Source organism: Synechococcus sp. H55.8 (assembly GCF_047462375.1).
Taxonomy (GTDB): Bacteria; Cyanobacteriota; Cyanobacteriia; order Thermostichales; family Thermostichaceae; genus Thermostichus.
The window spans coordinates 18,174-41,699 of the sequence record NZ_JANSJC010000013.1 but is presented as its reverse complement, the minus strand read 5'-3'; the positions used below and the strand labels follow the sequence as shown (position 1 = coordinate 41,699).

Annotated in this window: 21 protein-coding genes and 1 pseudogene; 5 read left to right on the top strand and 17 right to left on the bottom strand. The window is 59.4% G+C overall.

Translation table 11 applies throughout. The features are described 5' to 3' along the window. Positions 1–127: 127 nt before the first annotated feature. The 3 genes from mnmA to NW862_RS07190 form a co-directional block, all read right to left on the bottom strand. Complete coding sequence (mnmA, locus tag NW862_RS07200; RefSeq protein WP_414336169.1) at positions 128–1,240, bottom strand: tRNA 2-thiouridine(34) synthase MnmA; 1,113 nt, start codon at positions 1,238–1,240, stop codon at positions 128–130. 77 nt (positions 1,241–1,317) lie between these two features. Beyond that, positions 1,318–2,067 carry a HEAT repeat domain-containing protein gene (locus NW862_RS07195; RefSeq protein WP_414347654.1) on the bottom strand — a complete coding sequence of 250 codons (750 nt, stop codon included), beginning with the start codon at positions 2,065–2,067 and terminating at the stop codon, positions 1,318–1,320. A gap of 268 nt (positions 2,068–2,335) precedes the next feature. Next, positions 2,336–3,535 carry an RNA-guided endonuclease InsQ/TnpB family protein gene (locus tag NW862_RS07190; protein ID WP_414348209.1) on the bottom strand — a complete coding sequence of 400 codons (1,200 nt, stop codon included), beginning with the start codon at positions 3,533–3,535 and terminating at the stop codon, positions 2,336–2,338. Positions 3,536–3,698: 163 nt separating this feature from the next. On the opposite strand from NW862_RS07190, the gene NW862_RS07185 reads away from it, so the two are divergent. Next, entirely contained in the window at positions 3,699–4,571 is an 873-nt protein-coding gene (locus NW862_RS07185; protein WP_414427058.1) for a hypothetical protein, read from the top strand. A gap of 129 nt (positions 4,572–4,700) precedes the next feature. Here NW862_RS07185 and NW862_RS07180 read toward each other — a convergent pair whose 3' ends face one another. Beyond that, the gene (locus tag NW862_RS07180; protein WP_414337632.1) at positions 4,701–5,264 is read right to left on the bottom strand and encodes a hypothetical protein; all 564 of its coding nucleotides are present in this window, start codon (positions 5,262–5,264) and stop codon (positions 4,701–4,703) included. A gap of 312 nt (positions 5,265–5,576) precedes the next feature. Between NW862_RS07180 and NW862_RS07175 the strand changes: the two genes are divergently transcribed. After that, the gene (locus NW862_RS07175; RefSeq protein WP_414337630.1) at positions 5,577–6,506 is read left to right on the top strand and encodes a hypothetical protein; all 930 of its coding nucleotides are present in this window, start codon (positions 5,577–5,579) and stop codon (positions 6,504–6,506) included. Positions 6,507–6,560: 54 nt separating this feature from the next. Here NW862_RS07175 and NW862_RS07170 read toward each other — a convergent pair whose 3' ends face one another. The 3 genes from NW862_RS07170 to selD all read right to left on the bottom strand — a co-directional run bounded on the left by NW862_RS07170 (position 6,561) and on the right by selD (position 9,467). After that, positions 6,561–7,667, bottom strand: a complete 1,107-nt coding sequence (locus tag NW862_RS07170; protein WP_414335586.1) for an ABC transporter permease — start codon at positions 7,665–7,667, stop codon at positions 6,561–6,563. 115 nt (positions 7,668–7,782) lie between these two features. Beyond that, positions 7,783–8,283 carry a hypothetical protein gene (locus NW862_RS07165; RefSeq protein WP_414335588.1) on the bottom strand — a complete coding sequence of 167 codons (501 nt, stop codon included), beginning with the start codon at positions 8,281–8,283 and terminating at the stop codon, positions 7,783–7,785. A gap of 119 nt (positions 8,284–8,402) precedes the next feature. Next, positions 8,403–9,467, bottom strand: a complete 1,065-nt coding sequence (gene selD / locus NW862_RS07160; RefSeq protein ID WP_414347287.1) for a selenide, water dikinase SelD — start codon at positions 9,465–9,467, stop codon at positions 8,403–8,405. Positions 9,468–9,580: 113 nt separating this feature from the next. On the opposite strand from selD, the gene NW862_RS07155 reads away from it, so the two are divergent. Beyond that, positions 9,581–13,075 (top strand): DNA polymerase III subunit alpha, encoded by a 3,495-nt coding sequence (locus NW862_RS07155; protein ID WP_414335591.1) that lies wholly within the window; start codon positions 9,581–9,583, stop codon positions 13,073–13,075. A gap of 4 nt (positions 13,076–13,079) precedes the next feature. Here NW862_RS07155 and NW862_RS07150 read toward each other — a convergent pair whose 3' ends face one another. The 7 genes from NW862_RS07150 to NW862_RS07120 all read right to left on the bottom strand — a co-directional run bounded on the left by NW862_RS07150 (position 13,080) and on the right by NW862_RS07120 (position 18,076). After that, positions 13,080–13,340 carry a glutaredoxin family protein gene (locus tag NW862_RS07150; protein ID WP_414335592.1) on the bottom strand — a complete coding sequence of 87 codons (261 nt, stop codon included), beginning with the start codon at positions 13,338–13,340 and terminating at the stop codon, positions 13,080–13,082. Between the two features lie 9 nt (positions 13,341–13,349). After that, positions 13,350–14,177, bottom strand: coding sequence for a carbon-nitrogen hydrolase family protein (locus NW862_RS07145; RefSeq protein ID WP_414335594.1), 828 nt, complete (start codon positions 14,175–14,177; stop codon positions 13,350–13,352). A gap of 36 nt (positions 14,178–14,213) precedes the next feature. Next, a complete protein-coding gene (locus NW862_RS07140) occupies positions 14,214–14,435 on the bottom strand; it encodes a DUF2839 domain-containing protein (RefSeq protein ID WP_414337619.1) in 222 nt (73 codons plus the stop codon). Positions 14,436–14,669: 234 nt separating this feature from the next. After that, positions 14,670–15,425, bottom strand: coding sequence for an anti-sigma factor domain-containing protein (locus NW862_RS07135; RefSeq protein WP_414347058.1), 756 nt, complete (start codon positions 15,423–15,425; stop codon positions 14,670–14,672). Further along, positions 15,422–16,003 (bottom strand): sigma-70 family RNA polymerase sigma factor, encoded by a 582-nt coding sequence (locus NW862_RS07130; protein WP_414347057.1) that lies wholly within the window; start codon positions 16,001–16,003, stop codon positions 15,422–15,424. Before NW862_RS07130 ends, NW862_RS07135 begins: the two co-directional genes overlap by 4 nt. A 229-nt stretch (positions 16,004–16,232) precedes the next feature. Further along, positions 16,233–17,039, bottom strand: a complete 807-nt coding sequence (locus NW862_RS07125) for a DUF4394 domain-containing protein (protein WP_414347056.1) — start codon at positions 17,037–17,039, stop codon at positions 16,233–16,235. A 254-nt stretch (positions 17,040–17,293) separates the two neighbouring features. Continuing rightward, a complete protein-coding gene (locus tag NW862_RS07120) occupies positions 17,294–18,076 on the bottom strand; it encodes an ABC transporter permease (RefSeq protein ID WP_414427057.1) in 783 nt (260 codons plus the stop codon). Between the two features lie 371 nt (positions 18,077–18,447). Between NW862_RS07120 and NW862_RS07115 the strand changes: the two are divergent. Together NW862_RS07115 and NW862_RS07110 are read left to right on the top strand one after the other, a co-directional pair. Beyond that, positions 18,448–18,822: pseudogene (locus tag NW862_RS07115) on the top strand (molybdopterin dinucleotide binding domain-containing protein); the annotation flags it as partial. A 47-nt stretch (positions 18,823–18,869) separates the two neighbouring features. Continuing rightward, positions 18,870–19,103, top strand: coding sequence for a nitrate reductase associated protein (locus tag NW862_RS07110; RefSeq protein ID WP_414348548.1), 234 nt, complete (start codon positions 18,870–18,872; stop codon positions 19,101–19,103). 361 nt (positions 19,104–19,464) lie between these two features. Here NW862_RS07110 and purD read toward each other — a convergent pair whose 3' ends face one another. The 3 genes from purD to NW862_RS07095 form a co-directional block, all read right to left on the bottom strand. Next, entirely contained in the window at positions 19,465–20,778 is a 1,314-nt protein-coding gene (gene purD / locus NW862_RS07105; RefSeq protein WP_414335468.1) for a phosphoribosylamine--glycine ligase, read from the bottom strand. 111 nt (positions 20,779–20,889) lie between these two features. Next, entirely contained in the window at positions 20,890–22,080 is a 1,191-nt protein-coding gene (locus tag NW862_RS07100) for a glycosyltransferase (RefSeq protein WP_414427056.1), read from the bottom strand. 68 nt (positions 22,081–22,148) lie between these two features. Further along, positions 22,149–23,438, bottom strand: a complete 1,290-nt coding sequence (locus tag NW862_RS07095; protein WP_414427055.1) for an HD domain-containing protein — start codon at positions 23,436–23,438, stop codon at positions 22,149–22,151. Positions 23,439–23,526: the final 88 nt, after the last annotated feature.

Below are 23,526 nucleotides of genomic sequence, written 5' to 3'. Positions count from 1 at the left end.
GATCCCTGTGCTCCGTCTTGAGACGAGAAGGGATCCCTTTCCTATTTTTGCCATCACTGCCCTCACCCCCAGCCCCTCTCCCAGGGGGAGAGGGGAGTAATGCCAGAGAGCTCTGCCGAATCTCTAGTTAGGGAGAAGGGCGCTCCAGGATGCCGCCTCCCAGCAGGAGATCCCCGTGGTACCAGACGGCGGCTTGGCCAGGGGTGACGCCAAATTGCGGCTCGGCAAACTGTAGCTTCACCCGCTCCGGCGATTTTGGGATCACCATAGCCGGCACCGGTGGGGTACGGTAGCGCACCTGCACTTCCACGGCCAAGGGTTCTGCCGGCGCAGGGATCGAGACCCAGTTCACCCGCCGCACCCACGCCTCAGCTTGGGTGGCTTCTTCCCGCTCTCCCACTACCACGCGGTTCATGGCCGCATCGATGCGCACCACATAGAGCGGACGGGAAGAGGCAATCCCCAGCCCCTTGCGCTGGCCGACGGTGTAGTGGTGGATACCTTCGTGATATCCCAGGACTCGCCCCTGGGTATCGACAATTTCCCCCGGCCTTTGACCCAGGTGCTGATCCAAAAAGTTGCGCATCGAGCCGTAGGTCTCGATCAAGCACAGATCCTGGCTTTCGGGCTTGTTTGCCGTAACCAAGCCGTAGCGCGCGGCAATCTGACGGGTCTGGGCCTTGGTGTACTCGCCCAAGGGGAAGAGACTGTGGGCCAGGTGCTCCTGGCTGAGGTCGTAGAGAAAATAGGACTGATCCTTCTGCCGATCCACCGCCCGCAGCAGTTGATAGCGCCCCAGCTCGGCCTCAAAACGCACCCGCGCGTAGTGGCCGGTGGCGATCTGAGAGATGCCCAGCGTCTCGCGGGCATAGGCCAGCAGGGGGCCGAACTTCACCAGCTTGTTGCATTGGGAGCAGGGCAGCGGTGTGATCCCCTCCCCATAGCCGGCCACCAAGTAATCGACAATGGCGGCCTGAAACAGCTCACGGCTATCCACCACATGGTGGGGGATCCCCAATTGCTCACAGATGGCAGCAGCATCCACCAGGCCGTCGGTGCAGCACTGGCCTTTCCCCCGCATCAGCCAGAGAGTCACTCCCTCCACGGCATAGCCCTGTTCGTGGAGAAGGGCCGCCACCGTGGAGCTGTCTACCCCCCCAGAAAGGGCCGCCACAATGCGGGGCCGAGAGGGGGATCCGGCTATCTCCGGAGCAACTAGAGGATGGGGGCTGGTAACCATCGCAGCAGGGGATCAGGAAACAACAAGGGTCGGCAAATCCTCGCCTCCCTACACCAGGCCAAACCCGGATTTCCAGCTTAGCTTGCTTCCGAATCGGCTGGCCGGGATCCCGCCTCAGGCGTGGGCTCTGGGAAGCCCCTTTGGCGCAGCCGCCGCAGCGAATCCAAAGCCGCCGCGGCAACGCTATCGTGGGGATCCCTGGCCAGATAGTTGAGGGCAGAAACACTCTTGGGCGAGGGCAGATTTCCCAAGGCCTGGGCCAGCCGCTGCCGCACCAGCCAATCTTCCGACTGGGCAAACCGCAGGATGTGATCCAAAGCCCGCAGATCCCCCAGTTCTCCCAGAGCTGCAATGGCCGCCTGCTGCAGCAACACTTCCGGCCCCTCCAACGCCCGCAGCAGCACCTCATAGGCCCGTGGATCCTTCAGGTTGCCCAGGGCCACGGCGGCGCTGAAGCGCACCAGCCACTCCACATCTTCATAAAAAGCCCGCACCAGGGCCTCAAAAGCCCGCGGATCTTCCAAGTAGCCCAGGGCGCCTGCCGCATCGGCGCGAATGCCGTAGTCCGGGTCTTGGGTGAGGATCTCCAGCAGCTTGGGCAGACAGGCGTCCGTCTGCTTGATCCCCAGGGCAAAGACGGCAAAAGAGCGCACCTGCAGGTTTTCGTCGTCGATGACCTGCAAAATCAGCGGCACCGCCTGCTCCGCTGGCACATCCCGCAACTGGGCCAAGGCCACCATGCGATCCGCAGGGCGTTGGCTGCGCAAGCGTTGGGCGATTTCCTCCAGACGAGCGGGGTTGACAGGATCCAAAGCAGAGACAGTCATGGCCTTAACAAATATTTACAATCTTCCTCCAGTATGACAAACTTTGCTGCGCTCGGATAGGGGCCGGCTTTGAGGTCGGGATCCCTATCGACAGGGGCTGAGGCTTTGATTGGGAAATCCTAGCATTGTTGCTGAAAAAAGCAGCTCGATTGAGCCGCTCCGAAAGACCTATACAACACTGAACAAAAGTCCACTTTTGTCTAGGTTGCTGCTTTCTTCCTGCTTCCACGACTCATACCTAGTCGGCGAACCAACCGCTCCGAAAGACTTACACAACGCTGAACAAAAGCGGACTTTCGTTCAACTTGTTGCTTCCTTCCTGCTTCAACGATTCATACCTAGTTGGTTGCCCAACCCCGGCAGAGGAATCTCCACAGGCGTAACTTCCCCTGGAGCTCAGGGTAGTTTGATACCATTTCACCAGGTTGTGGGAGGCATTTAAGTCGCGGTCTATCACAAAACCGCATTTTTCGCAGCGAAACACTCTCTGGTGCAGTGGTATCTTTTGCTGATGACCACAGCGAGAACACAATTGGCTAGAGGGATAAAACCTATCCGCTACAGCCAATTGACAGCCGTAGAGCTTTGCTTTGTACTCTAGCTGTCGCTTAAACTCATAGAACCCACAATCGGCAATGCTGCCCGCCAACTTGGGGTTCTTCACCATCCCCGAAACGTTCAAGTCTTCTATAACCACGACCCGATACCTCTTGGCTAGGTACGTGGTCAACTTGTGCAGGTTGTCTTTGCGCAGGTCGGCAATTCTCTTGTGCAGCCTGGCCACCGCCATCGCTGCTCGCTTTCGATTTCTGGAGCCCTTTTGCCTGCGGCTCACCCTTCGCTGCAACCGCGCCAGCCTCTTTTTTGACCTTCGATAGGCCTTTGGGTTGGGAAAGGTCTTGCCGTTGGAGCAGGTGGCCAGGTTGTGGATCCCAAAGTCCACCCCAACCACCTCTCCGTCCTTCTCTGGCTCTGGGGGGGCAGGGGCCTCGAACTTGAACGAAATATACCACCGGTCGGCTTGGCGGCTAATCGTGACGTTCTTGGGAGACGTTGCAGGTAACTGCTCGTGGCACTTCAGCCAACCTAAGACGGGAACCTTGATTCGGTTCCCTGAGATTTTGATGGATCCTTCCAGGTAGAAGCTGTCATGCCTACCCTTCTTCTTGAACACGGGGAAGCGCCCCAGCCCCTGGCGCCACCTCTTGATTCCTTGCTCCAAGTTTCTCAGGGCTTGTTGAGGCGCACATTTCGATACCTGGTAGTACCAAGGGTTTTCCTTCTTGACCTCTGCCACCAGCCGCTTATGTAAGTCGATGGCTGTAGGGAGCTTGTGCTTGTTCTCCAAGGCTTGCTTGCAGATTGCCAGGCCCCAGTTGTAGGCGTGCCTGGCCACGCCTGCGTGCTGGGCAGCCAGGGTCCTTTGCTTGCTATTCAGGTCTAACGCTGTCTTAAAGGCTAGCAACACAGGCCACCTTCCATTCGCTGCTACAGGATAGCACCTCTTTCTGAAAAGTGAACGATGTTAACCCTTAGCCCAGCGTTTTTCAGACAAACCATGACTAGAGGCGAGCCCCATCCCCAAGATTTTGGCTATTTTGGTGATGCGAGGCTCTCTCCCGGTGGTCTCTATGCTGAAATCTTCGCCTGGTCGCCAACTGCTCTCACTTGGGATCCTCCTGCTGTCGGCAGGGGGCATGTTGTGCTTGTCCCCTCGTTTATCTTCTGCTTTGGCCAACGAACAAGCGGTTCCCGAAGCGGAGCTGGCGCTGCAGCCGCTTTTGCCGCCGGGATCGCGCATCCTCCGCTCCCGTCGGCTGAGCGACACAGAAGCCGAGATCTGGGTGGAGTCGCGCGGCGGCAGCAGCCCTGTAGTTATGCGGCTCAACGCCTCAGGCCGTTGGGAACAGGATATGAACGCTACTCTGGCGCGGGGAGCCAGCCAGATGCAGGCTCTTGCCCGGCAACAAACGGCGAGCCTGCCCGAAGGCTTTGGCCAAACTGCTCCCGACCAACCTCCGCCGGTGCCTTCTCTTCTGCAGGCTACCCAAGCTGCCTCTAGCCTGATCCCACCGGTGGATCGGGAGCAGGAAACCCAGCGGGCCTTAAGTGGGGCCGGACGGGCGGATCCCTTTGTGCCCCAAAACGTGCGTGCCCCTGAGCCAACCCTTGACCTGCCACCTCTGCCTCCGCCTCCGGAACTGCCTCCGCCCGGTGGCGAAGTGCCCGTAGCAGTGGCCACGCCGCTCCCGACGCCCACTCCTGACCCGGCGGCCTTTGCCCGCAGCGTGCAGGTTTCTGGGATGATCCAGATTGGTGGCGAATCCTTTGCTTTGGTTTCTGGCCCAGGCGTCATCCCTTCTGTGGTGCAGGCCGGGCAGAACTACCAAACTGCCAAAGTGGCCGGAGTATCGGTGCCAGAGCGACGGGTTGTGCTCTCGGAAGGAGGCGAGACCGTCGTGAAGACAATGCAAGACACCACTGTGATTGTGGGTGCGCCCTAGCCGTGGCTATTCCAGAGCCCAGCGGTTTGATCTATTCTCCCGCCTCTGGGCAAGGGATTTTTCCAAAGTCAAGTCTAAACTCCCCTCTCCCTCTGGGAGAGGGGTTGGGGGTGAGGGAGTCTGGGAAAATCAAAAACGAGGCTCGCTGTTGAGGCGTGACGGCTGCTGTTTTAAATAGCGCAAGAACTCCCGCAGTTCGGCCTCATTCAGTTGGTGGCGAGATTTTTTTTGGAAGCGACGCTCCAGGAACTCTTGTCCTTCCTTGCGGCCCCAGCCAATACGCTGCATCTCGACATCTGTTTGAGCAATGATGTCTGATAGATCATCTCCATAGGCTCCCGGCTCGCTCAAGCTGGGCAATTCTGAGGGAGTCGGCTTCGCAGGGATCCCTGTTGGCTCAGGGGCTTGAGGGGCAGGAGAAGAGTGGGTGCGCCCATTGGCCAAGGCCAAGTCGGGAGTTGGCAAATAGGGCAGCCTGGCGGCAGCAGAATCCATACCCAAGCTCAAGGAAGTTGCGGAATGACCGAATCCTGCGTGGTTTAAAGCGCGCTTCAGCGCAGCATCTTCCGCTTCTTCTACTGTGTTGGAGCCGGCAATACCACTACCCAGAACCGTGTTGTTCACCACCACCTGGGCTTTGACAATGTAGATCCCTTCTTCTACGCGCAACAGATCGGTGAGCAAACTGCCCATAGGGTACCGCTCTCGAAACTGTTGAATCATGTTTGCGCCGAAACCTGTCGCTGCTCGGGTCTTGACTACAAGCTAGCTTGAAAGTACGCCTCACATCCAGATCTCAACGCCTCAATCTCAAATCAACATCGGCTAAAGATGTCTATCGAGCAGATCCCAACAAGAAGAGAAGTCTTTCCCAACAGTCAGCGTTCGGCTCGACAAGGGTATGCTATGGCCAAGGGATCCAGTTGCCAAGGTTGCCCTGAGTGGCTGGCTTGGAAAAGGAAAACTGATTTATTATCGCTGCACAGCAAGGCATAACGGAGAACCATGGCTAGCGATACAACCGGGGTCAGCTCAGCCAGTTTGGGGCAGGCAGCCATTCGAGAGCGCAATTATGGCACTGCTTTGCAGTTGCTGCGGCGGGCTTATCGTGCGGATCCCAGCCCGGAGAATGCCCGTTGGCTGGCCACCGCCTACGAAGAAGCGGGGTATGCCCAATTGGCCGCCCTCTATCGAGAATTGGCCCAAGAGCGCAGGGAGACTCCCAAAGCAATTCAATTCCAAGCCCCCAAACCTCCCGGCGCCCTTGCAGAACTGAAGCAACCCCCTTCTGAACCGCCGGAGCGCAAGACCATTCCCTTGCCCCAGCCGATCCCACACCCAACCCCACCGGCATCCTCTCCGGATCAGCCGATTTGGGTCTACAAGCCCGCCCCCATTGACCCCAAAAGCATCAGCCGTCAAACGCCCCTTCGATCTCAAGCCGCGGAGCCTGCCCCTTCCCCTCAACAATCGGCGGAGAGGAGCAACTATCTGCCGGTTCAACACGCCCCGGATTTACAAAACCCGCAGCAGGGATCCCCCTTCCTGCGGCGGCTGAACCAACTGCATCGCCAGTTTAAGGATCGGCCCACGGCGGAGCTGGCTCTGCAACTGGCGGAAGCCTACGACGAGCAGAAGAACTTCAAAGAGGCCCAGCGCTACTACCGAGAGGTGTTGGATCTGGATGATTCCTGGCTGTTGCGACCAATGGTGCAGGAGCGCCTGGAAGAGCTGCAGCAACTGCAGGAGCAGGGTTCTTTGGCGGATCCCTCGGCCCAAAGTTTGCTCAAGCTGGCCGAGAAGTTGGAGCAGGAGGGGGAAATCGCCCGGGCCGAGCAAGTTTACCGCCAGATCCTAAAAATGAATGCCACCTTGGATGTTTATGCTAAGGCTCGCAAGGGGCTAAATCGGCTCTATCCGGACGGAAAGCGGTGAACGGCAGACCCTCGCATTTCCCCTGAACCGTCACAATTCGGAAGCAGCTTCTCCTCAAAATGGATCCCGCGGGTCGAGGGCATCTCGCAGACCATCCCCCAGCAAGTTAAAAGACAAAGAGGTGAGCACCACCATCAGGGTGGGGGCTAGCACCAGCCAAGGCTGCAGAATGATTACCGAAGCATTGGTGGCCAGCGACAGCATATTTCCCCAAGACGCATCCGGCTGTTGGATCCCCAGGCCGATCAAGCTCAGCACCGACTCCGCCACGATGTAGCCGGGCACCGCCAAGGTTGCCGAGATCACCACGTAGGTGGTGGTCTGAGGCAGAATATGCCGCACCAGCAGATACAGGGATCCGGCCCCGGCCACCCGCGCCGCCTGCACAAAGTCTCGCTCCCGCAAGGACAGCACCTGGCCCCGAATGACCCTGGCCAAGCCCGCCCAACCCACAAAAGAGAGGATGGCCACAATCACCAAAAAGCGCTCGGCATTGCTGAAGGGCACGCCGGTCAGCGGGTTCACCTGCAACACCGCCGCCAGCGACACCAGCAAATACAGGGTTGGGATCGACATCAACACCTCAGTCAGCCGCATCAGCAGCGTATCCACCCAGCCGCCGAAGTAGCCGGATATGGCCCCCACCAGCAGGCCGATGGGAAAAGAGATGCCGATGCCCACCAGGCCAACAAACAGGCTGACGCGCCCGCCATAGACCAGACGGCTGAAGTAGTCGCGGCCCTGATCATCCGTGCCCAGCAGGTGCAGCCGCGCTACCGGCAGCCCTTCCTCTGGCCGCAGGGGGACGGTGCCGAACAAATGTCGATCCCAGGGGATCAGCCCCAGCCAACGGTAAGGGGTGCCGGCCACAAACAGGCGGATCCCGGCGGGACGGCTGCTATCCACCAAAAGCGGACGTTCGCCCGTTTCCAGATCCACCGGCCCCTGGCGGGTGGGGTAAACGTGGGGCCCCAGCCAAGCGCCCGACTCATCCCACAAGTGAATGGCGGTGGGGGGCAAAAGGGATCCCCCTGGCTGCGATTCCAGCGGGCTGTAGGGGGCAACAAACTCGGCAAAAATGGCGCAGACGTAGAAAAAAACGAGAATGTAGGCTCCCACTTGAGCCCAGCGATTTTGGCGCAGCCGTTTCCACCACTGCATGAGGCCAGGGTCCCGGTTGGGCGAGTTGCCAGAACGAAGTTGGCTTTTAGTGTAGCTAAGCTTTGGGGTTATTTCGAAGACACTGCCCACGCCGTCCAATCTTGAACGGATCCCCCTAGCCGGCCAGGGAATAGCTGGGGCTGCAGGGGGCCATCATTTCCATCCGAGCTGCGGCGATGGTCTGCGGCAGCACCCCCACCAGCCGCGCCAAAATGTCATCCGGCAACTGCTTGACCAACTCCGCAGAGAAAAACTCCTCCAAGCTAAAGAGCAAAATCCGCGCCCGCTGGGCCGGCAAAGGATTATCGGTGATCTGCTGCAACCAGCGCATCCAGTGCAGCCGCTTGGTATAGGCGTTTTGCCGCTCTTGATAGCCCTGGGGATGCAACAGAGCCACATCCCCAATCGGGATCACGCTGCTCGACTCCACATCCAAGGGCCCCCCCACCGCAGCGCCCGGCCCGGCAAACTCGGCATGAAACGTCTTGCAGATGATCAAGGCGTTGTGCCGCTGCGGATCCACCATCAGCAATTGGCCGCTGCTGAGGCTGCGAATCAGTTGACCTGGCTCAACCCACTGAACCAGGCTATGGCTGTTGGGAGAGGGCTCGTTCATACCTCTTTAAGATATCTCAGCTCCCCTTCCCCTTACATGAGATCTTCAACTTTCGCAGCTCTGCTTGACCAAATCTTCATAGATTGGGGGGAGAGGGCCAAACGTGGCCTTCCCCCAAGCTACTGGCGGGGGGTTTGGATCTCGCCGACAACCCGAATGGCGATCCCTTCGCCGGCCTGGCAGCGGCCAATGCGGCGAGCATAGGAGTAGCCGGCGCTGTGGAGCTCTTGCAAAAGCTCTGCGGTGAAGGCGGGATCCACCGCCAGCAGTAAGCCGCCGCTGGTTTGCGGATCCGACAAGAGCAACTGCTGCCACTCCGGTAGAGAGTCGGCCTCTACGCCTTCATAGCCTTGCCAGTTGCGGCGGGCTGCACCTGGGAAGATCCCCGCCTCCGCCAAGGAGAGGGCCTCGGGCAAAAAGGGAATAGCAGCCAGATCCAACTCGGCGCTTACCCCTGAGCCACGGCAGACCTCTAGCAAGTGTCCCAAGAGGCCAAACCCCGTTACATCGGTTAGGGCGTGAACCTGGGGTCGCCGCGCCAGTTGCGGGCCGATGCGGTTAAGCTGAGTCATCACCTGCAAAACCTCGGCGTAGCCCGCTGCGCTAAGCTGACCCTTTTTTAGGGCGGTGGTCATCACCCCGATCCCCAGCGGCTTGGTTAGGATGAGGTCGTCGTCGGGCTGAGCCGTGGCGTTGCGGCGGATGTGCTGCGGGTGGGCCAGGCCTGCCGCCACCAAGCCGAAGATAGGCTCGGGCGAATCGATGGAGTGCCCCCCGGCCAAAGGGATCCCGGCTTCCTGACAGATCTGGATTCCCCCGGCCATGATCTCCCGAATAGCCGACAGGGGCAGGGTGTTGACCGGCATACCCAGAATGGCGAGGGCGAGAATGGGCCTACCCCCCATCGCGTAAACGTCAGAAAGGGCGTTGGCTGCGGCAATGCGGCCAAAATCCACCGGATCGTCCACGATGGGCATGAAAAAGTCGGTGGTCAGGATCAGGGCCTGCTCGTCGTTGAGTTGGTAGACGGCGGCATCGTCGCTCGTTTCAGCCCCCACCAACAGGGCCGGATCTGACCAAAGAAGAGGCAGCTCCTTAAGAATCTGCTGCAGCAGCGCCGGGGCAATTTTGCAGCCGCAGCCGCCGCCGTGGGAGTACTGGGTGAGGCGAAGGGGAGTCTCCATGCAAGCAAAGGGAGAAAACGTCGGCCTGACTTTACTGTAGCGGCAGCTAGCAGCAACTGGAAAAAGGGGCGCTGGGTTAAGGTTGAAGGGATCCCTCTACCCATAGCGTTGCCATGTCTTTTGTCCCCTTGCACTTGCACAGCGAGTACAGCCTTCTGGACGGGGCTAGCCAATTGCCGCGTTTGATTGAGCAGGTGGTGGCGATGGGTTTGCCAGGACTGGCCCTGACCGATCACGGCGTCATGTATGGGGCCATTGAGCTGGTGAAACTGTGTAAAAGCAAAGGGATCAAGCCGATTATTGGCAACGAGATGTATGTTATCAACGGCGATATTCGAGACAAAAGCCGCAAGTATCCCAAGTATCACCAAGTGGTTCTAGCCAAAAACACCCAGGGCTATAAAAACTTAGTGAAGCTAACCACTATTTCCCATCTCCACGGCGTTCAAGGCAAGGGGATCTTTGCGCGCCCCTGCATCAACAAAGAGTATTTGGCCCAATACAAAGAGGGGTTGATCGTGACCAGCGGCTGTCGAGCTGGGGAAGTGCCCCAGGCCATTTTGCAGGGGCGGCCAGAAATTGCCCGCCAGGTTGCCGCCTGGTATCAAGAACAGTTTGGAGACGATTACTACATTGAGATCCAGGATCACGGCTATCGAGAAGACCGCTTTGTCAATGTGCAATTGGTGCGCATTGCTCGCGAATTGGGGATCCCGATCATCCTCACCAATGATAGCCACTTCATCTCCTGCTGGGATGTGGAGGCCCACGATGCCCTGCTCTGCATCCAAACAGGCAAATCTCTCACCGAGAAAGATCGCCTTCGCTACAGTGGGACGGAATACCTGAAAAGCCCAGAAGAAATGCGCCGCCTCTGCCGCGATCACCTGGAGCAAGAGGTGATCGACGAAGCCATTGCCAACACCCTCAAGGTGCTGGAAAAGATCGAGGGCTATGACCTATTTGGGGAAATGCGCATGCCCGACTACCCGGTTCCACCGGGCCATTCTGCCGATAGCTATCTCACCGAATTGGCCTGGCAGGGCTTGGCAAAACGCTGCGGCGTTGCCTATCCAGATCAGATTCCGGAAAACTATCAGGAGCGCCTGCGCTTTGAACTAAGCATCATCCAACAAAAAGGCTTCTCCAGCTATTTCCTGGTGGTTTGGGACTACATTCGCTATGCCCGCGAGCACGGGATCCCAGTAGGCCCAGGCCGCGGTTCGGCAGCCGGATCCCTGGTGGCCTATGCCCTGCAAATTACCAATATTGACCCCGTCAAATATGGGTTGCTCTTCGAGCGTTTTCTCAACCCAGAACGGCAATCGATGCCGGATATCGATACCGATTTCTGCATCGAGCGGCGGGGAGAGCTGATCGACTATGTAACCCGCAAGTATGGTCAAGAGCGAGTGGCCCAAATCATCACCTTTAACCGCATGACTTCCAAAGCTATTCTCAAAGATGTTGCCCGGGTGCTCGATATTCCCTATGCCGAAGCCGACAAAATGGCAAAGCTGATCCCGGTATCGCGGGGCAAACCGGCAAAATTGGAAGAGATGATCGGCGAGAACACGCCGGCCCCCGAGTTCAAAGAAAAATACGAGAAAGACCCAACCACTCACCGCTGGATCGAGCTGGCCCGCCTGTTGGAAGGCACCAACAAAACCTTTGGGGTTCACGCTGCCGGCGTGGTCATCGCCAAGGATCCCTTGGATGAGATCGTGCCCTTGCAATACAACAACGAAGGCCAAATTATTACCCAGTACTCGATGGAAGATATTGAGTCTCTGGGCCTGCTGAAGATGGACTTTTTGGGGCTGCGCAACCTGACGATGATCCAGCGGGCTGTGGAGCTGATTCGAGAGCACAGAGGGGTCACCATCGACCTGGATAACCTACCATTGGATGACGAGAAAACCTACCAACTTTTGGAAAAGGGAGAGCTGGAAGGGATCTTCCAACTGGAATCTTCCGGGATGAAGCAGGTGGTGCGAGAGCTCAAGCCTTCCAACTTAGAAGACATTTCCTCGGTCTTGGCTCTTTACCGACCGGGGCCATTGGATACGGGCATGATCCCAGACTTTATCGATCGCAAACATGGCCGCAAGCCGGTAACCTATGCCCACGATCTCCTCAAGCCAATCCTTCAAGATACCTACGGCGCCATTCTCTACCAAGAACAGATCATGCGCATTGCCCAGGACATGGCCGGCTATACCCTGGGCCAGGCCGACCTGCTGCGGCGGGCGATGGGGAAAAAGAAAGTTTCCGAGATGGAGCAACAGCGGGAGCAATTCGTCCGGGGAGCTTTGGAGCGAGGTGTGGCCAAGGAAGTGGCCACGGAACTATTTGACCAGATGGTTGCTTTCGCCGAGTATTGCTTCAACAAATCCCACTCTACGGCCTATGGACTGATTACTTTCCAGACAGCCTATCTCAAGGCCAATTATCCAACAGAATACATGGCGGCGCTGCTTTCTTCTGTGGGAGGGGATCAAGATAAGGTGCAGCGCTATATCACCTATTGTCTGTCGATAGGGATCCAGATTCAACCGCCCGATATCAACCGCTCTGGGCTGGATTTTACCCCCCAAGGATCCAGCATTTTGTTTGGTCTAGGGGCGGTGAAGAATGTGGGTGAGGGGGCGATTCAAAACATCCTGGCTGCCCGCCAGGCGGGGGGCCCCTTCACCTCTTTGGCCGACTTTTGCCAGCGGGTGGATCTGCGCCTGGTTAACCGTCGCGCCATCGAGTCGCTGATCTGTGCAGGCGCTTTTGATTGTATTTCCCCCAACCGCAAGCAATTAATGGTGGATCTGGATCCCATTCTCACCTGGGCGACGGAGCGGGCCAAGTCCAAAGCCATTGGTCAAGCCAGCCTATTTGATTTGTTGGGCAGCGACAGCAGTGATGGCCAGGGATTTATGGAGGCGCCGCGGGGGCCTGCTACCGAAGATTTTCCAGCGCCAGAAAAGTTAAGGCTGGAACGGGAGCTGTTGGGTTTTTATGTTTCGGATCACCCGCTGCGGCGGATTCAAGAGCAGGCGCGCCTGTTGGCTCCCGTTAACCTCTCGGATTTGAGCGGCTACGCAGCCGAGACTTCTGTAGGCATTCTGGCCCTAGTGACTGCCATCAAAACCGTAACCACCAAGAAAGGGGATCGCATGGCCATTGTGCAACTGGAAGATCTCACCGGCAGTTGCGAAGCGGTGATCTTCCCCAAGACTTACGAACGTTTGCGCCATCGCCTGGAGGTGGATCAACGGCTATTGATCTGGGCCAAGGTGGATCAGCGGGATGAACAGGTGCAATTGATTGTCGAGGACTTACAGCCAATTGAATCGGTGAGTTGGGTTACGGTGCAACTCCCTCTGGAGGCTGCCGGCACATTGGAGGATCGATACCGCCTGCAAACATTGCTTGCCCGCCAACGCTCGGAAGCCAAGGAAGAAAATCGCATCCCCGTTGTGGCGGCCATCGTCGCCCCTCCCCACACGCTCTGGGTGAGGCTGGGATCCCAATTTTGGGTTAAAAATGCCCAGGCTGCAGTTGAGGCCCTCCGCCAAGCTGGCTATACCGCCCGCAGCGAAGCGCTAGCCTCTTAAGCCGTCAACCCAACTGTTGTTCCAGCCAAGTGCGTAACTGGGTCACGGTTAGCCGCGGCGAGGGGCGGGGCAGAGATCGTTCGGGATCCCCCGCCAAGCTCAGCACGGGAACCTCCAGTTGGTAGCGCTCCCACCAGGTGGGGTTAGTGGTGATGTCGCGGATTTCCAACGTGGCGATCTCAGGGATCTGCTGCAACTTCTCCGCTAGGCCCTCGCAGAGGTGGCAGCCGGGCTTGCTGTAGAGGATCAAGGGCGGCCAAGGCATAGGGGATCCCTAAAGGCTGACAGTACAGGCCAGACGACGGTGCTGCAGCGAGGGCATCTGCCGCCGGATAAGCTGCAGGCGCTCCGGGTCGATCTCGGCAATGGCCACCCCTGGTTTTTCGCCGCCGGCATCCGCCAGGATCGTCCCCCAAGGATCCACGATCATGGCGTGGCCATGACATTGCCGCCGCTCGTAGTGGGTGCCCACCTGGGCGGGAGCAATCACGTAGCAGGTGTTTTCAATAGCGCGACACTGCAGCAAAACCTGCCAGTGGTCCCGGCCCGTGTAGGCGGTAAAGGCGGCGGGGATCAACAGCACCTGCGCTCCTCGATCCACCAAGGAACGATACAGCTCCGGAAAGCGCACGTCGTAACAAACCGATAGACCTAGCATGCCCAGCCGCTCTTCCTGGCAGACCACCACCTCGTTGCCGCTCACCACCGTGTTCGACTCGCGGTAGGTGTTGCCGTCGGGCAGGTTGACGTCGAAGAGGTGGATCTTGCAGTAGCGAGCCAGCTCCTTGCCCTCGGGGCTGTAGAGGGCGGCGGTGTTGTACACCTTGCCTTGTCCATCCGGCACCGGGTATCCCCCGCCCAGCACGAATACCTGGTAGCGCTGGGCCATCTTGGCCAAAAACTCCTCGGCCCGCTGCGCGATCTCCGAGGCAAGGCGAGCTTTTTCTTCCTCCGGCCCCATGAAGGCAAAGTTTTCCGGCAAAGCTACCAGCTCACATCCCCGCCGCGCCGCAAAGTCAATCCACTCCTCTGCCTGTTGTAGGTTGCCGGCCAGATCGGGGGTGCTGGTCATCTGAAGGGCGGCTGCCAAATAGGATCGCATGGGGAAACTCCAGGAAAACTCAAAGGATCCAGCCGTCTAGCCCACCAGGTGCCACCAGCCCAACGCAGGCCCCACAAATCGCACCACCACCCAGACAATGGCCAGGAGAATAATGCCGGCCCAAGCGCCCCGAGTTGTCCAATTGTAGATCGTGCGGGCTTGGGCTTTGGTGAGAGGAATATCTTTGAGCTGGGGAAACAGCAGCTCTTGGTCAGGGTCGGGGCTGTTGCGGGTTTTGCGGCGCTTTGCTTCGCCCATAGGGTGACCTCCAAGTTGGCTTTTGCTGTGCCGGGGTAGTGACCCTCATCTTAATGCTGATACACTTCCGGTGCGCCCACAACTTTTCCCAACGGCAGGGTGGCTGGGGGGGGTGCGCCGCCCGGCACTGTCTTTTGCCGATCCACATCGACGAAAGTGCCCTCAGAGGGATCCTGGACAGGTGAGCACGGCCATGCCCTGGGACAGACCTATGTTGGTTGGCCCCTGCTCCGACTAGCCGGAAATCCACAGAGGGGATCCCTGGTGCTCTTGGGGCCGGCTGCCGTCTTCCTCAGTAATGGCCACCGCCCGCACCCATTCTGTGGATGCAAACACTGGCGGTAGGCGCAGCTCCTGTTCTTGATTTCCCGCCGCATCCACCCGGAAAGCGGCAGTGAGGATCGCCCCCGCCTCATCTTTGGTGAAGGGGGCTTCCGGTTCCAGCACCACCCAGAGCGCATAGACGCGGCCTTCTGGCAATGGTGGCAAACCACGGGCCACTAGCTTCCCTTGCAGGCCTCGCGGATCCACCTCCACCGTAACCGAGCCAGTCACGTTTTCCGCCGTCGGCTGCAATTCATAAGTCAACACCTCGACCGGGATCCCTTGAGTCTGGGCCAGTTGCAGCCTGCGCCACAGGTACAGGTTCCCCAGTCCTAGGGCGACCATTAACCCCACTGCCAGTGCCGCCAGGCCCCGCTGCCAGCGGGGGGATCCCTGAATGGCCGAGCCGGAAGTGGGGAGGGGTTTGGGCGCCGGCTCTGTGTAGGCTTGCAGCAGAGAAGCCCGCAAGCTGGGGGGAGGTTGCTTTTCTTCGACGCCGTAGGCCTTCTCCAGGGTCTGTTGCAGAGCTTGCAGCTCCTGCTGTAGCTCCGGGCGCAGCTTGAGCACCACTTCCAGGCGGTCGGCCTCTTCCGGGGAGAGATCCCCCAGCACGTAGCCGGCCAGCCACAGTTGCAGTTCTTCGGGAGACACAGACTCGGCTTTCATGGGGCGCCTCCCAGCAACTCGCGCAGCCGCAGCAAGCCTCGGCGGGCTCTGGCTTTAACCGTTCCCAAAGGCAGATCCAATTGCTTGGCAATTTCTGTCTGGCTCATGCCTTCGTAATAGGCCATTTTGAGGATTTGGCGTTGATGTTCAGAGAGCTCGGCCAAGGCCGTTTGCACCTCCACTGCCTGTTCGGCGCGGGCCAACTGCTCCAGAGCCGGATCCTCGGCAGCATCGCCCAGTAATTCCACTCTGCCCCGTTCCAGGGATCGCTGTCGATTGCGCCAGGAGCGCAGCCGATCCAAGCAGCGGGAGCGGGCCAAAATGCCTAGGTAAGTGCGCAGGGATCCCCGCTTGGGATCGAAGGAAGAACGGGCCAAACTCAGAAAAATGTCCTGCGTCAGATCTTCGGCCTCGGCAGAGTTGCCCAGCATCTTGCAGGCAATTCCGTACACCAAACCGGCGTGCCGGTCGTAGAGGATGGCCAAAGCTTGGGATTGGCCTGCCTTGAGGGCTGAAAATACCTCCGCATCGCTTCTCTCCTGCAGGGATCCCTTGGCTTTGTCATCCTCGATCTTCATGGGGGGAAGGAAAAAATAAAACGGCGACGAGAAAGCACTCGGGGAAAAGCAGGCTTTGCCTAAGGCAAGCCAGAAAGGACAGCGGCTCCCATAGTCTATCGCCTGCATAGATGGAGATCAACCCTACTTGAAGAAGTGCAGAAGGCCCAATCCCGAGCTGGAATCGGGCCGAAACAAAAGAGCAACAATTGGCAAGAAAGATGATTGGAACTGTAACAACCTGGCCGATCTAGAGGGCAGCCAAGCCGAAGAACGGCCCACCCGGCAGCGTGCCCACAGAGGTGGCGCGACCTGTATTCAGGTCAATTCGATACAGGGTGGAGCCGCCGATGGCAAAGCCGGTATCCACCCCGCCGACCGTACGGATGTCAAACCCGCCCACCGGGCCGAAGTTCACGCCCAGGGGGCCAATCGGCATTTGCACCCCGTCGTTGGGCGGGTTCTGAAATAGCAGCAGGTTGCGCTCGCCGTCGATGTTCAGCAGCCGTGTGGATTGGGCGCCGGCCACGTTGTTGGTGTAGGCGGCAGCGGTAACAGCCGGGCGGGATCCCTGCAGCTCCATCGGGCCAAAGGCCAAAGGTCTATCTTGGATCACTTCGCCCGTGTCGACATTGATGCGGAAGTTCTGGCCGTTGGCTCCCACCAGGCGCAGGCGATCCGGGACGGGGTTGAAGTCCATACCGGACAGCGTGCCCGCCGTAAAGGGAACCGACAGGGTACTGGCCACGCTGGCGGCGCCAGTTTGCAAGTTGATGGTGTAGAGGATGTTGGCGTCGGTGAGGCCGTAGAGCAGGCGATTGGCAGGACGGACATCGATACCGATCAAACTGCCGCTCACCCCCGTCACCGTCAGGGATCCCTGCACAGAGGCATCGGCAGAGCGGATGAAGGTGAGGCGATTGCCGCTGCCCAGGGCCACCAAATCCGCTTGGGAGGGGATCATCGCCATCGGAGAAGGATTGCTGTTGCTGCAGCCCAGCAGAGCTAGGCTACCGGCTGCCACAGATACGGCCACACATTGCAGGCGCTTGCGCATGGAAAATGCTCCCTAAAACAAGAAAACTATCCCTCTGCGCCACCAAATAGGTAGCTACAGATCGCTGCAGCGAGAATTGCTTTTGCCCCTAAAAAAATGAGCCTGAGGGATCCTATTCCCAGGGTGGGAACCTATTTTTGCCCTTCCCTTGAGGAGAAGATCCAACTCTGGGGCGGCGCATGGGGCGCTTCTGTAGCAATTACTCCCATCCTCGCTGCTTGGATGCTTAGGATGGAGATGTTTGGACGGAGATTTTAGCTAGAGGCGCTGGTGTAAAAGCGCAAGGCAAAGCGCCAGAACAAATGGGATCCGACCAACAGCCCCGCCGCCAGCAGGGCGGATCCCACAAGCCACGGCCACTGGGCTCGTCCCAACAGGGTTTCTGCCGGCACCGTGGTCAAGAAAGCCACCGGCACAACGAAGGTAAAAAACAGCCGATAGGCCACCGGATAGGCCACCAGGGGGAAGCGCCCCGCCTCTACCAAGCCCCGCAGCACCTCGGTGACGTTGTAGATCTTGACAAACCAGATGCTGGTGGCCCCCAGCATAAACCAGAGGCTGTAGAGGATGACCAATCCCAGGAGCAGGGGCACCAGACCCAAAACATAGGCCCAGGCCGGCAGCCGCAACTGGATCCCGGCGTAGAGAATCAGCACCAGGCCAAAGCCGATATCCACCAGGCCCCAGGGAGAGAACACCCGGGTTGACAGCCAAAACTGGCTACTAATGGGCTTGAGCAAAACAAAATCCAGAGTGCCCTCCTGCACCTGCTGCACGATGCGGTTTAAGTTGACGTTAAAGAGGCTGGCCGACACCCCCTGCAAGATGGTGAACATGCCCAAGACGATGAGCGCCTCCGGCCAGCTCCAACCCCCCAGGCGGTGCCCCTGCTGATAGAACAGTGAAAGCCCAAACAGAGCTGACCCCAGGCCACCCACGCTGCTGAGGCTGGCAAAGAAGAAATTGGCGCGGTACTCCATTTCTGCCGCTACAGAAGTGCTCCAAAACAGCCACAGCACCCGCAAGTAGCACAGCATTCGTTCTCTCTCCAATCTCAGTTAAAGAATCTCTAACCCGATAAAGCCTGGGGATTCCAAAACGCGGTAGAACTGGCTGCCTTTATGCCGAATTTGCCGCCCTCACCGCCAACTGCCTCTGCGATCACTCTGGCCTTAGCCATGCCCTTTTGGCAGAACAAAGCCCTCAGCAATGGCCCTATCCCAAAGGAAGAACTCCTCCCAATTCCGCCCGCCTCTATACAGACTAGCGTTTTCCTATCTCCGACGGTCGCGCTCGCTTTATCCCCCATCATTCCCGTAGCTTGGCGGAGCCGCCGGATCCCCGGTTTCCCTACGTGTTAACCACGGGCAGGCTATACGGCCATTGGCACACCTAAACCCGCACCGGCAGAATTGAAAAAATTAGGCAAATGCACCCCCAGTCTTTTATCGAGATCCATCCTCACGATGCTGAAAAGCTGGGCATCCAAGCTGGCGATTGGGTTCAAGTGCGTTCTGCCCGGGGACAGGCCTATTTCCCAGCTTAAGTAACTGCCAACATTGCCGCCGGAACTGTATTTGTGCTCATGCAGTGGGGATCCCTTTGGGCAGAACAAGCCGAGTGCAACGTCCTTACCCACGACATCAGTTGTCCAGACTCAGGCCAGCCGGAACTGAAAGCCTGCGCTGTTGCTCTCCAAAAGGCCAACCCACCGGCCAGGAAGTGCTCTCAACTCCAGAGTTTGTATCCTCGCGGAGATGCCCATGGTTCTGTTTCAATTTGAGCAAGATTTTGCCGATTCTTTGCGATGCATTCCCATGAGCTGAAGAAGTGCAAGAGATTTCCATTGACCCGCAGCCGGAACGGCAAAACCCAGATCAGATCTCGATGTCCGTTCAACAGAAAGCTCAAGACATAGGGATCCAGCTCACTCCCGATTTCTGGAGAAGCTTACAAGATATCCAGAGATTTGCCTTAGTAAAATTAAGCCGATCCCATCACGAAAACAAAAACTTCTTGCCTGCTCTGCAAGAGTTTGGCCTGGAGCTGCCAGTGAGCAGATAGTTAAGCTCAGTTGTTTGAATGCACTTAGGCGAGACGATTCTCCAGTGCTTTGGGCCGCTGCAGGCGACTACCCCTTCTGCCACTGGAATGACCCCAGCCACTTGATGCGGGATCCCTCTTGGATAAGAGAGGGCCAGATCGTTGCAGGAGAGAGCGCCGACAGGGCGATCTCCGTGCTCGGGCAAAGCAGAGGGTTATTGTTGAGGAGCTTAAAGTAAAGTTGAGGTTTTGATACTATCATTGCAGTCTCGTTACCAGAGGAGCTAGGGTTTAAGCATCAAAGCTTTTTTAAAAACTGCTTTAGGGGCCCCGGAGAAGCGACCTCTCTGGGGCCCTACTTCTGCCTAGGAAGCTGAGGGGGTTACTGGGCGGGCAGCGCACCTCGCCGGACGGCAGGCCCGAGGGCGCGGCTGCCGATGTCGGAGCGGTAGTGGGCTTTGGGGAACTGCACCTGCTCCACAGCGGCATAGGCTTGGCGCAGCGCTTCTGCTAGAGTTGCCCCTTGGCCGGTAAGACAGAGGACACGCCCGCCGTCGCTGAGAAGCTGCTTGCCCACCTGGCGAGTGCCGGCATGGAACACCAGGGCCCCGGTGGCGGCGGCGGCCTCCAGGCCGGCAATGGGGATCCCTCGCTCGTAGCTGTCAGGGTAGCCGGAGGCGGCCATGACCACGCAGGCGGCGTAGCCGGGTTTCCACTTCAGTTGCACCTCGGCCAGCCGTCCCTCGATGCAGGCCAGCAGCACCTCGTCCAGAGGGTTTTCCAACAGGGGCAGGATCACCTGGGCTTCGGGATCCCCGAAGCGGCAGTTGTACTCCAACACATAGGGATCCCCATTGGGCGTGATCATCAGGCCGGCGTAGATCACCCCCTGGTAGCGGATGCCCCGCCGCTGCAGAGCCTGCAGGGTGGGATCCAGCACTTGGGCTTGGATGCGGGCCAACAGTTCTGGGGTTACCAAGTAGTCTGCCGGAGCGTGGGCCCCCATGCCGCCGGTGTTGGGGCCGGTATCGCCATCGCCAAGGCGCTTGTAGTCTTGGGCGGGCAGCAGCGGCAGGCAGATCTGGCCATCCGTCAGGGCCAGCACCGACACCTCTTGGCCGGCGAGAAACTCCTCGATCAGCACCTGCTCGCCCGGCTTGGCCAGGGCCGCCTCCAGAGCCTGCACGGCTTCTTCCCGGCTATGGGCAACGGTCACCCCCTTGCCGGCGGCCAGCCCATCTTTTTTGATCACCACCGGATAGCTGCCTTTGCCTGACGCAGTCCTTGCATCCAGGTAGGCCAGCGCCTCGGACAAGTCGGCAAAGCCCACAGCCGGAGCCGTAGGGATCCCCGCTTCCTGCATCAGTTGCTTGGCCCAGAGCTTGCTTCCCTCCAGTTGGGCGGCGGCGCGACTGGGGCCGAAAATGGGCAGCCCCGCTGCCTGAAAGGCGTCCACAATTCCCGCCACCAAGGGCAGTTCCGGCCCCACCACCGTCAGGCGGATCCCTTGCACGGTAGCAAATCGCACCAGTCCCTCGATGTCGGTGGCCGCCAAAGCCACAGACTGACAGCGGGGCATCTGCTGCGTGCCGCCGTTGCCGGGGGCACAGTAGACTCGTGTAACCTGGGGAGACTGCAGCAGCTTCCAGGCCAGAGCGTGTTCCCGTCCCCCGGAGCCGATGACCAAAGCCTGCATGGTGCTATCCCACCTTTGTAAACACCTTGTCAACGCCGCTTGTTTATTTTGGGATGCTCCCCGAACATCCCCCATTAGACCATGTTCCCAACAGATTTCAGAGGATCCAGGCTAGTTTGACCCCAGGGGACGGCCCCGCCAAGTCCAGTTGCGCCCGCTGGTGGTGCGGATGGCAGAAGCCAAGATGATGGCTGCCGTCACCCAGCCTCCCACCGCCGTCAGCCACCAGTAACGCAGCGGCAGGTGGGCCCAACGCCATAGAAGCAGGCGGATGACCCCTTGGCCTAGGATCCCGGCCAGGCTGGCCGCCAAGACCTGCGGGGATCCCGTAGCCACAGCCAGGATCAACCCCAGCCAGGGCAGGCTGCAGATGCCCAAGACAGTGACCATCGCCAACACGGCGAGGGCCCAGTTGCGCTCCAGGCCCAGGAACCAGTTTTTCGTCCACCCTTCCCAGAGGGCGGCTCCATTGGCGTACATGCGGCATCGCACCCGCGACCCCCCTAGGCAAATCTGCAAGCCCAGGCCAGCCGCTTTGATGCGCTGGGCCAAGGCCACATCCTCGATAACCACATTGGCCACGCCGGCGTGTCCGCCCACTTGCTCGTAGGCGGAGCGGCGAAACAGCATGAACGGCCCGAAGGCAAAGGCCTTGGGACGCTTGGGATCGTTGACGGCGGCAAAGTCGTAGCCTGCCGCCAAGATGACCATCATGATGGGCTGCACCAGCCACTCGGCCAGACAGCCGCACACCAACTGAGGCCCTACGCTTACCAAGCCGCTGCCGCTTGCCAGCAACTGTCCTAGGGCTGCTTCGATGGCAGCGGATCCCAGCCGCACGTCGCAGTCGAGAAAGAGCAGGTAGTCGGGGGGATCAGGCTGGGCGGCCAGGGCGGCAACGGCTTGGGCACAGGCCCAGTTTTTGCCCACCCACGTTTGGCCTTGGGGGCGGGGATCCCCTTGGAGCAGGTGCAGCCGCGGATCTTGCCGTTCGGCGGCCAGGGCCTGGGCCAGCTCCCAGGTGGCATCGGTGGAGCCGTCGTCCACCAGCCAGACCTGCAGCGGGGCGGCGGTGCTGTCCAGGATGCTGCTTAGGCAGCCCACCACGTTTTCCGCCTCGTTGTAGGCAGGCACGATCACCGCCAGCCGCTCCAGGGCCGCTGCGACCTCTGCCGCTTGCTCCGGCAAGGGATCCCGCAGCCAGGGGGAAGCCCGCAGCGCCCGCCCCAGCCGCAGCGCCACCAAGGCAATCGCCAGGGCCGTTAGCGCCAACACCATCGCCAGGATCTCCGGGATTCCCACTCTTGCTTCCCTCTTTCAGATAAGGAACGGATTTTGCCCATGCCCTAGCCCTGGGATCTGCCAATCCTCTAGGCAGACAAAGCCCTCTCTACGATATCGCTGTAGGGGCGGGGGAAGATCAGCCAAACCTGGCTTTGCGTTTCCACCAGGGATCGCACCAGCGGCGAGAGCTGGGCAATTTCCACGTAGCCGTCCTCGGTTTTGAGTTGGATCCCTTGGTCGTAGAAGCTGTAGCCCTGGACGTGGGCCGAGCGAATTCCCAAGTAGCTTTCTGGATCCAAGCCATCTTGCTGCATCTTCTGGCTTAGAGTTGCCACCAGCTCTTGGCGTCGCTCTTCTGGCAGGCGGCTGAGGTTGCGGGCCTTGAATAGATCCCGATCCAAATAGCGCCGCGCCAAATCGGCCAAGATGGGATCCTTCCCCGCCATGGCCCAAAAGCGAAAAGGGTAGCTGAACATCACATCGTCAGCGGCCAGATAGAGGGGCAAAGGCAGCTCGAAGGGATCCCCCTTTTGCACCGCCAGCGCCGCCCAACACCAGGCACTCAAGATGGGATCCAGCTCGATCTTTCCCTGGTGCAGGAGCACCTGGGCCCGCTTGAAGAGCCGCTCCAAAATAAAGCGGGCACACAGGCTCTTGGGGTGCTGGTACACCTGGGTGTACATGAAATAGCGCACCACCAGATAGTGCTCGATGGCTCCCAGGCCTTTGCGGGCGGGAATGGAGAGGGATCCCGTCTCCGGGTCGTAGTCCAACACCGTGAGGATGCGATCCAGATCCAGGTGGCCGTATTGGGCGCCGGTGAGCAGGCTGTCGCGCATCAGGTAGTCAAAGCGGTCGCAGTCCAGTTGGCTGGCAATAAGCTGCCCCACCAGCGGCAGGGGAAATTGTTTCTGCCACACCTGCTCCAGTTGGGCCGGCAGTTGCGGGTCAAACTCCGCCACCAGCGTGGCTATCTGGGGATCCTCCCGCGCGATGCGGGCCGTCCAGACCTCGTGTCGGCAGCCGAAGATCTCCTCGCCGGCATGGCTAAAGGGGGCATGGCCAATGTCGTGCAGCAGAGCGGCAACCAGGGTAACGGCGCGGTAGGGGCGCAGCTCCGGGTAGCGGCGGGCCAATTTGTCAAACAGGCGCCGCGTAACCTGCAGCACTCCCACCGAGTGGGTGAAGCGGGATCCCTCAGCGCCATGGAAGGTAAAAAAAGCGGTGTCCAACTGGCGGACGCGGCGCAGGCGCTGGAAGGCCGGGGTGTCGATGAGGCGAATCAGCAGCGCCTCGACCGGATCCCCGCCATCCAGGCTGATGGCACCGTGCAGGGGATCGTGGTAGGTGCGGGACTTGCAAAAACGCAGCGCCATACTCCCACCATACTCGCCAATTGGCCAATCTTCGGCTAGCTTGGCTGGGGGCTTCCCCCACCTCTGCAGCAAAGCTACCCCATGGGCT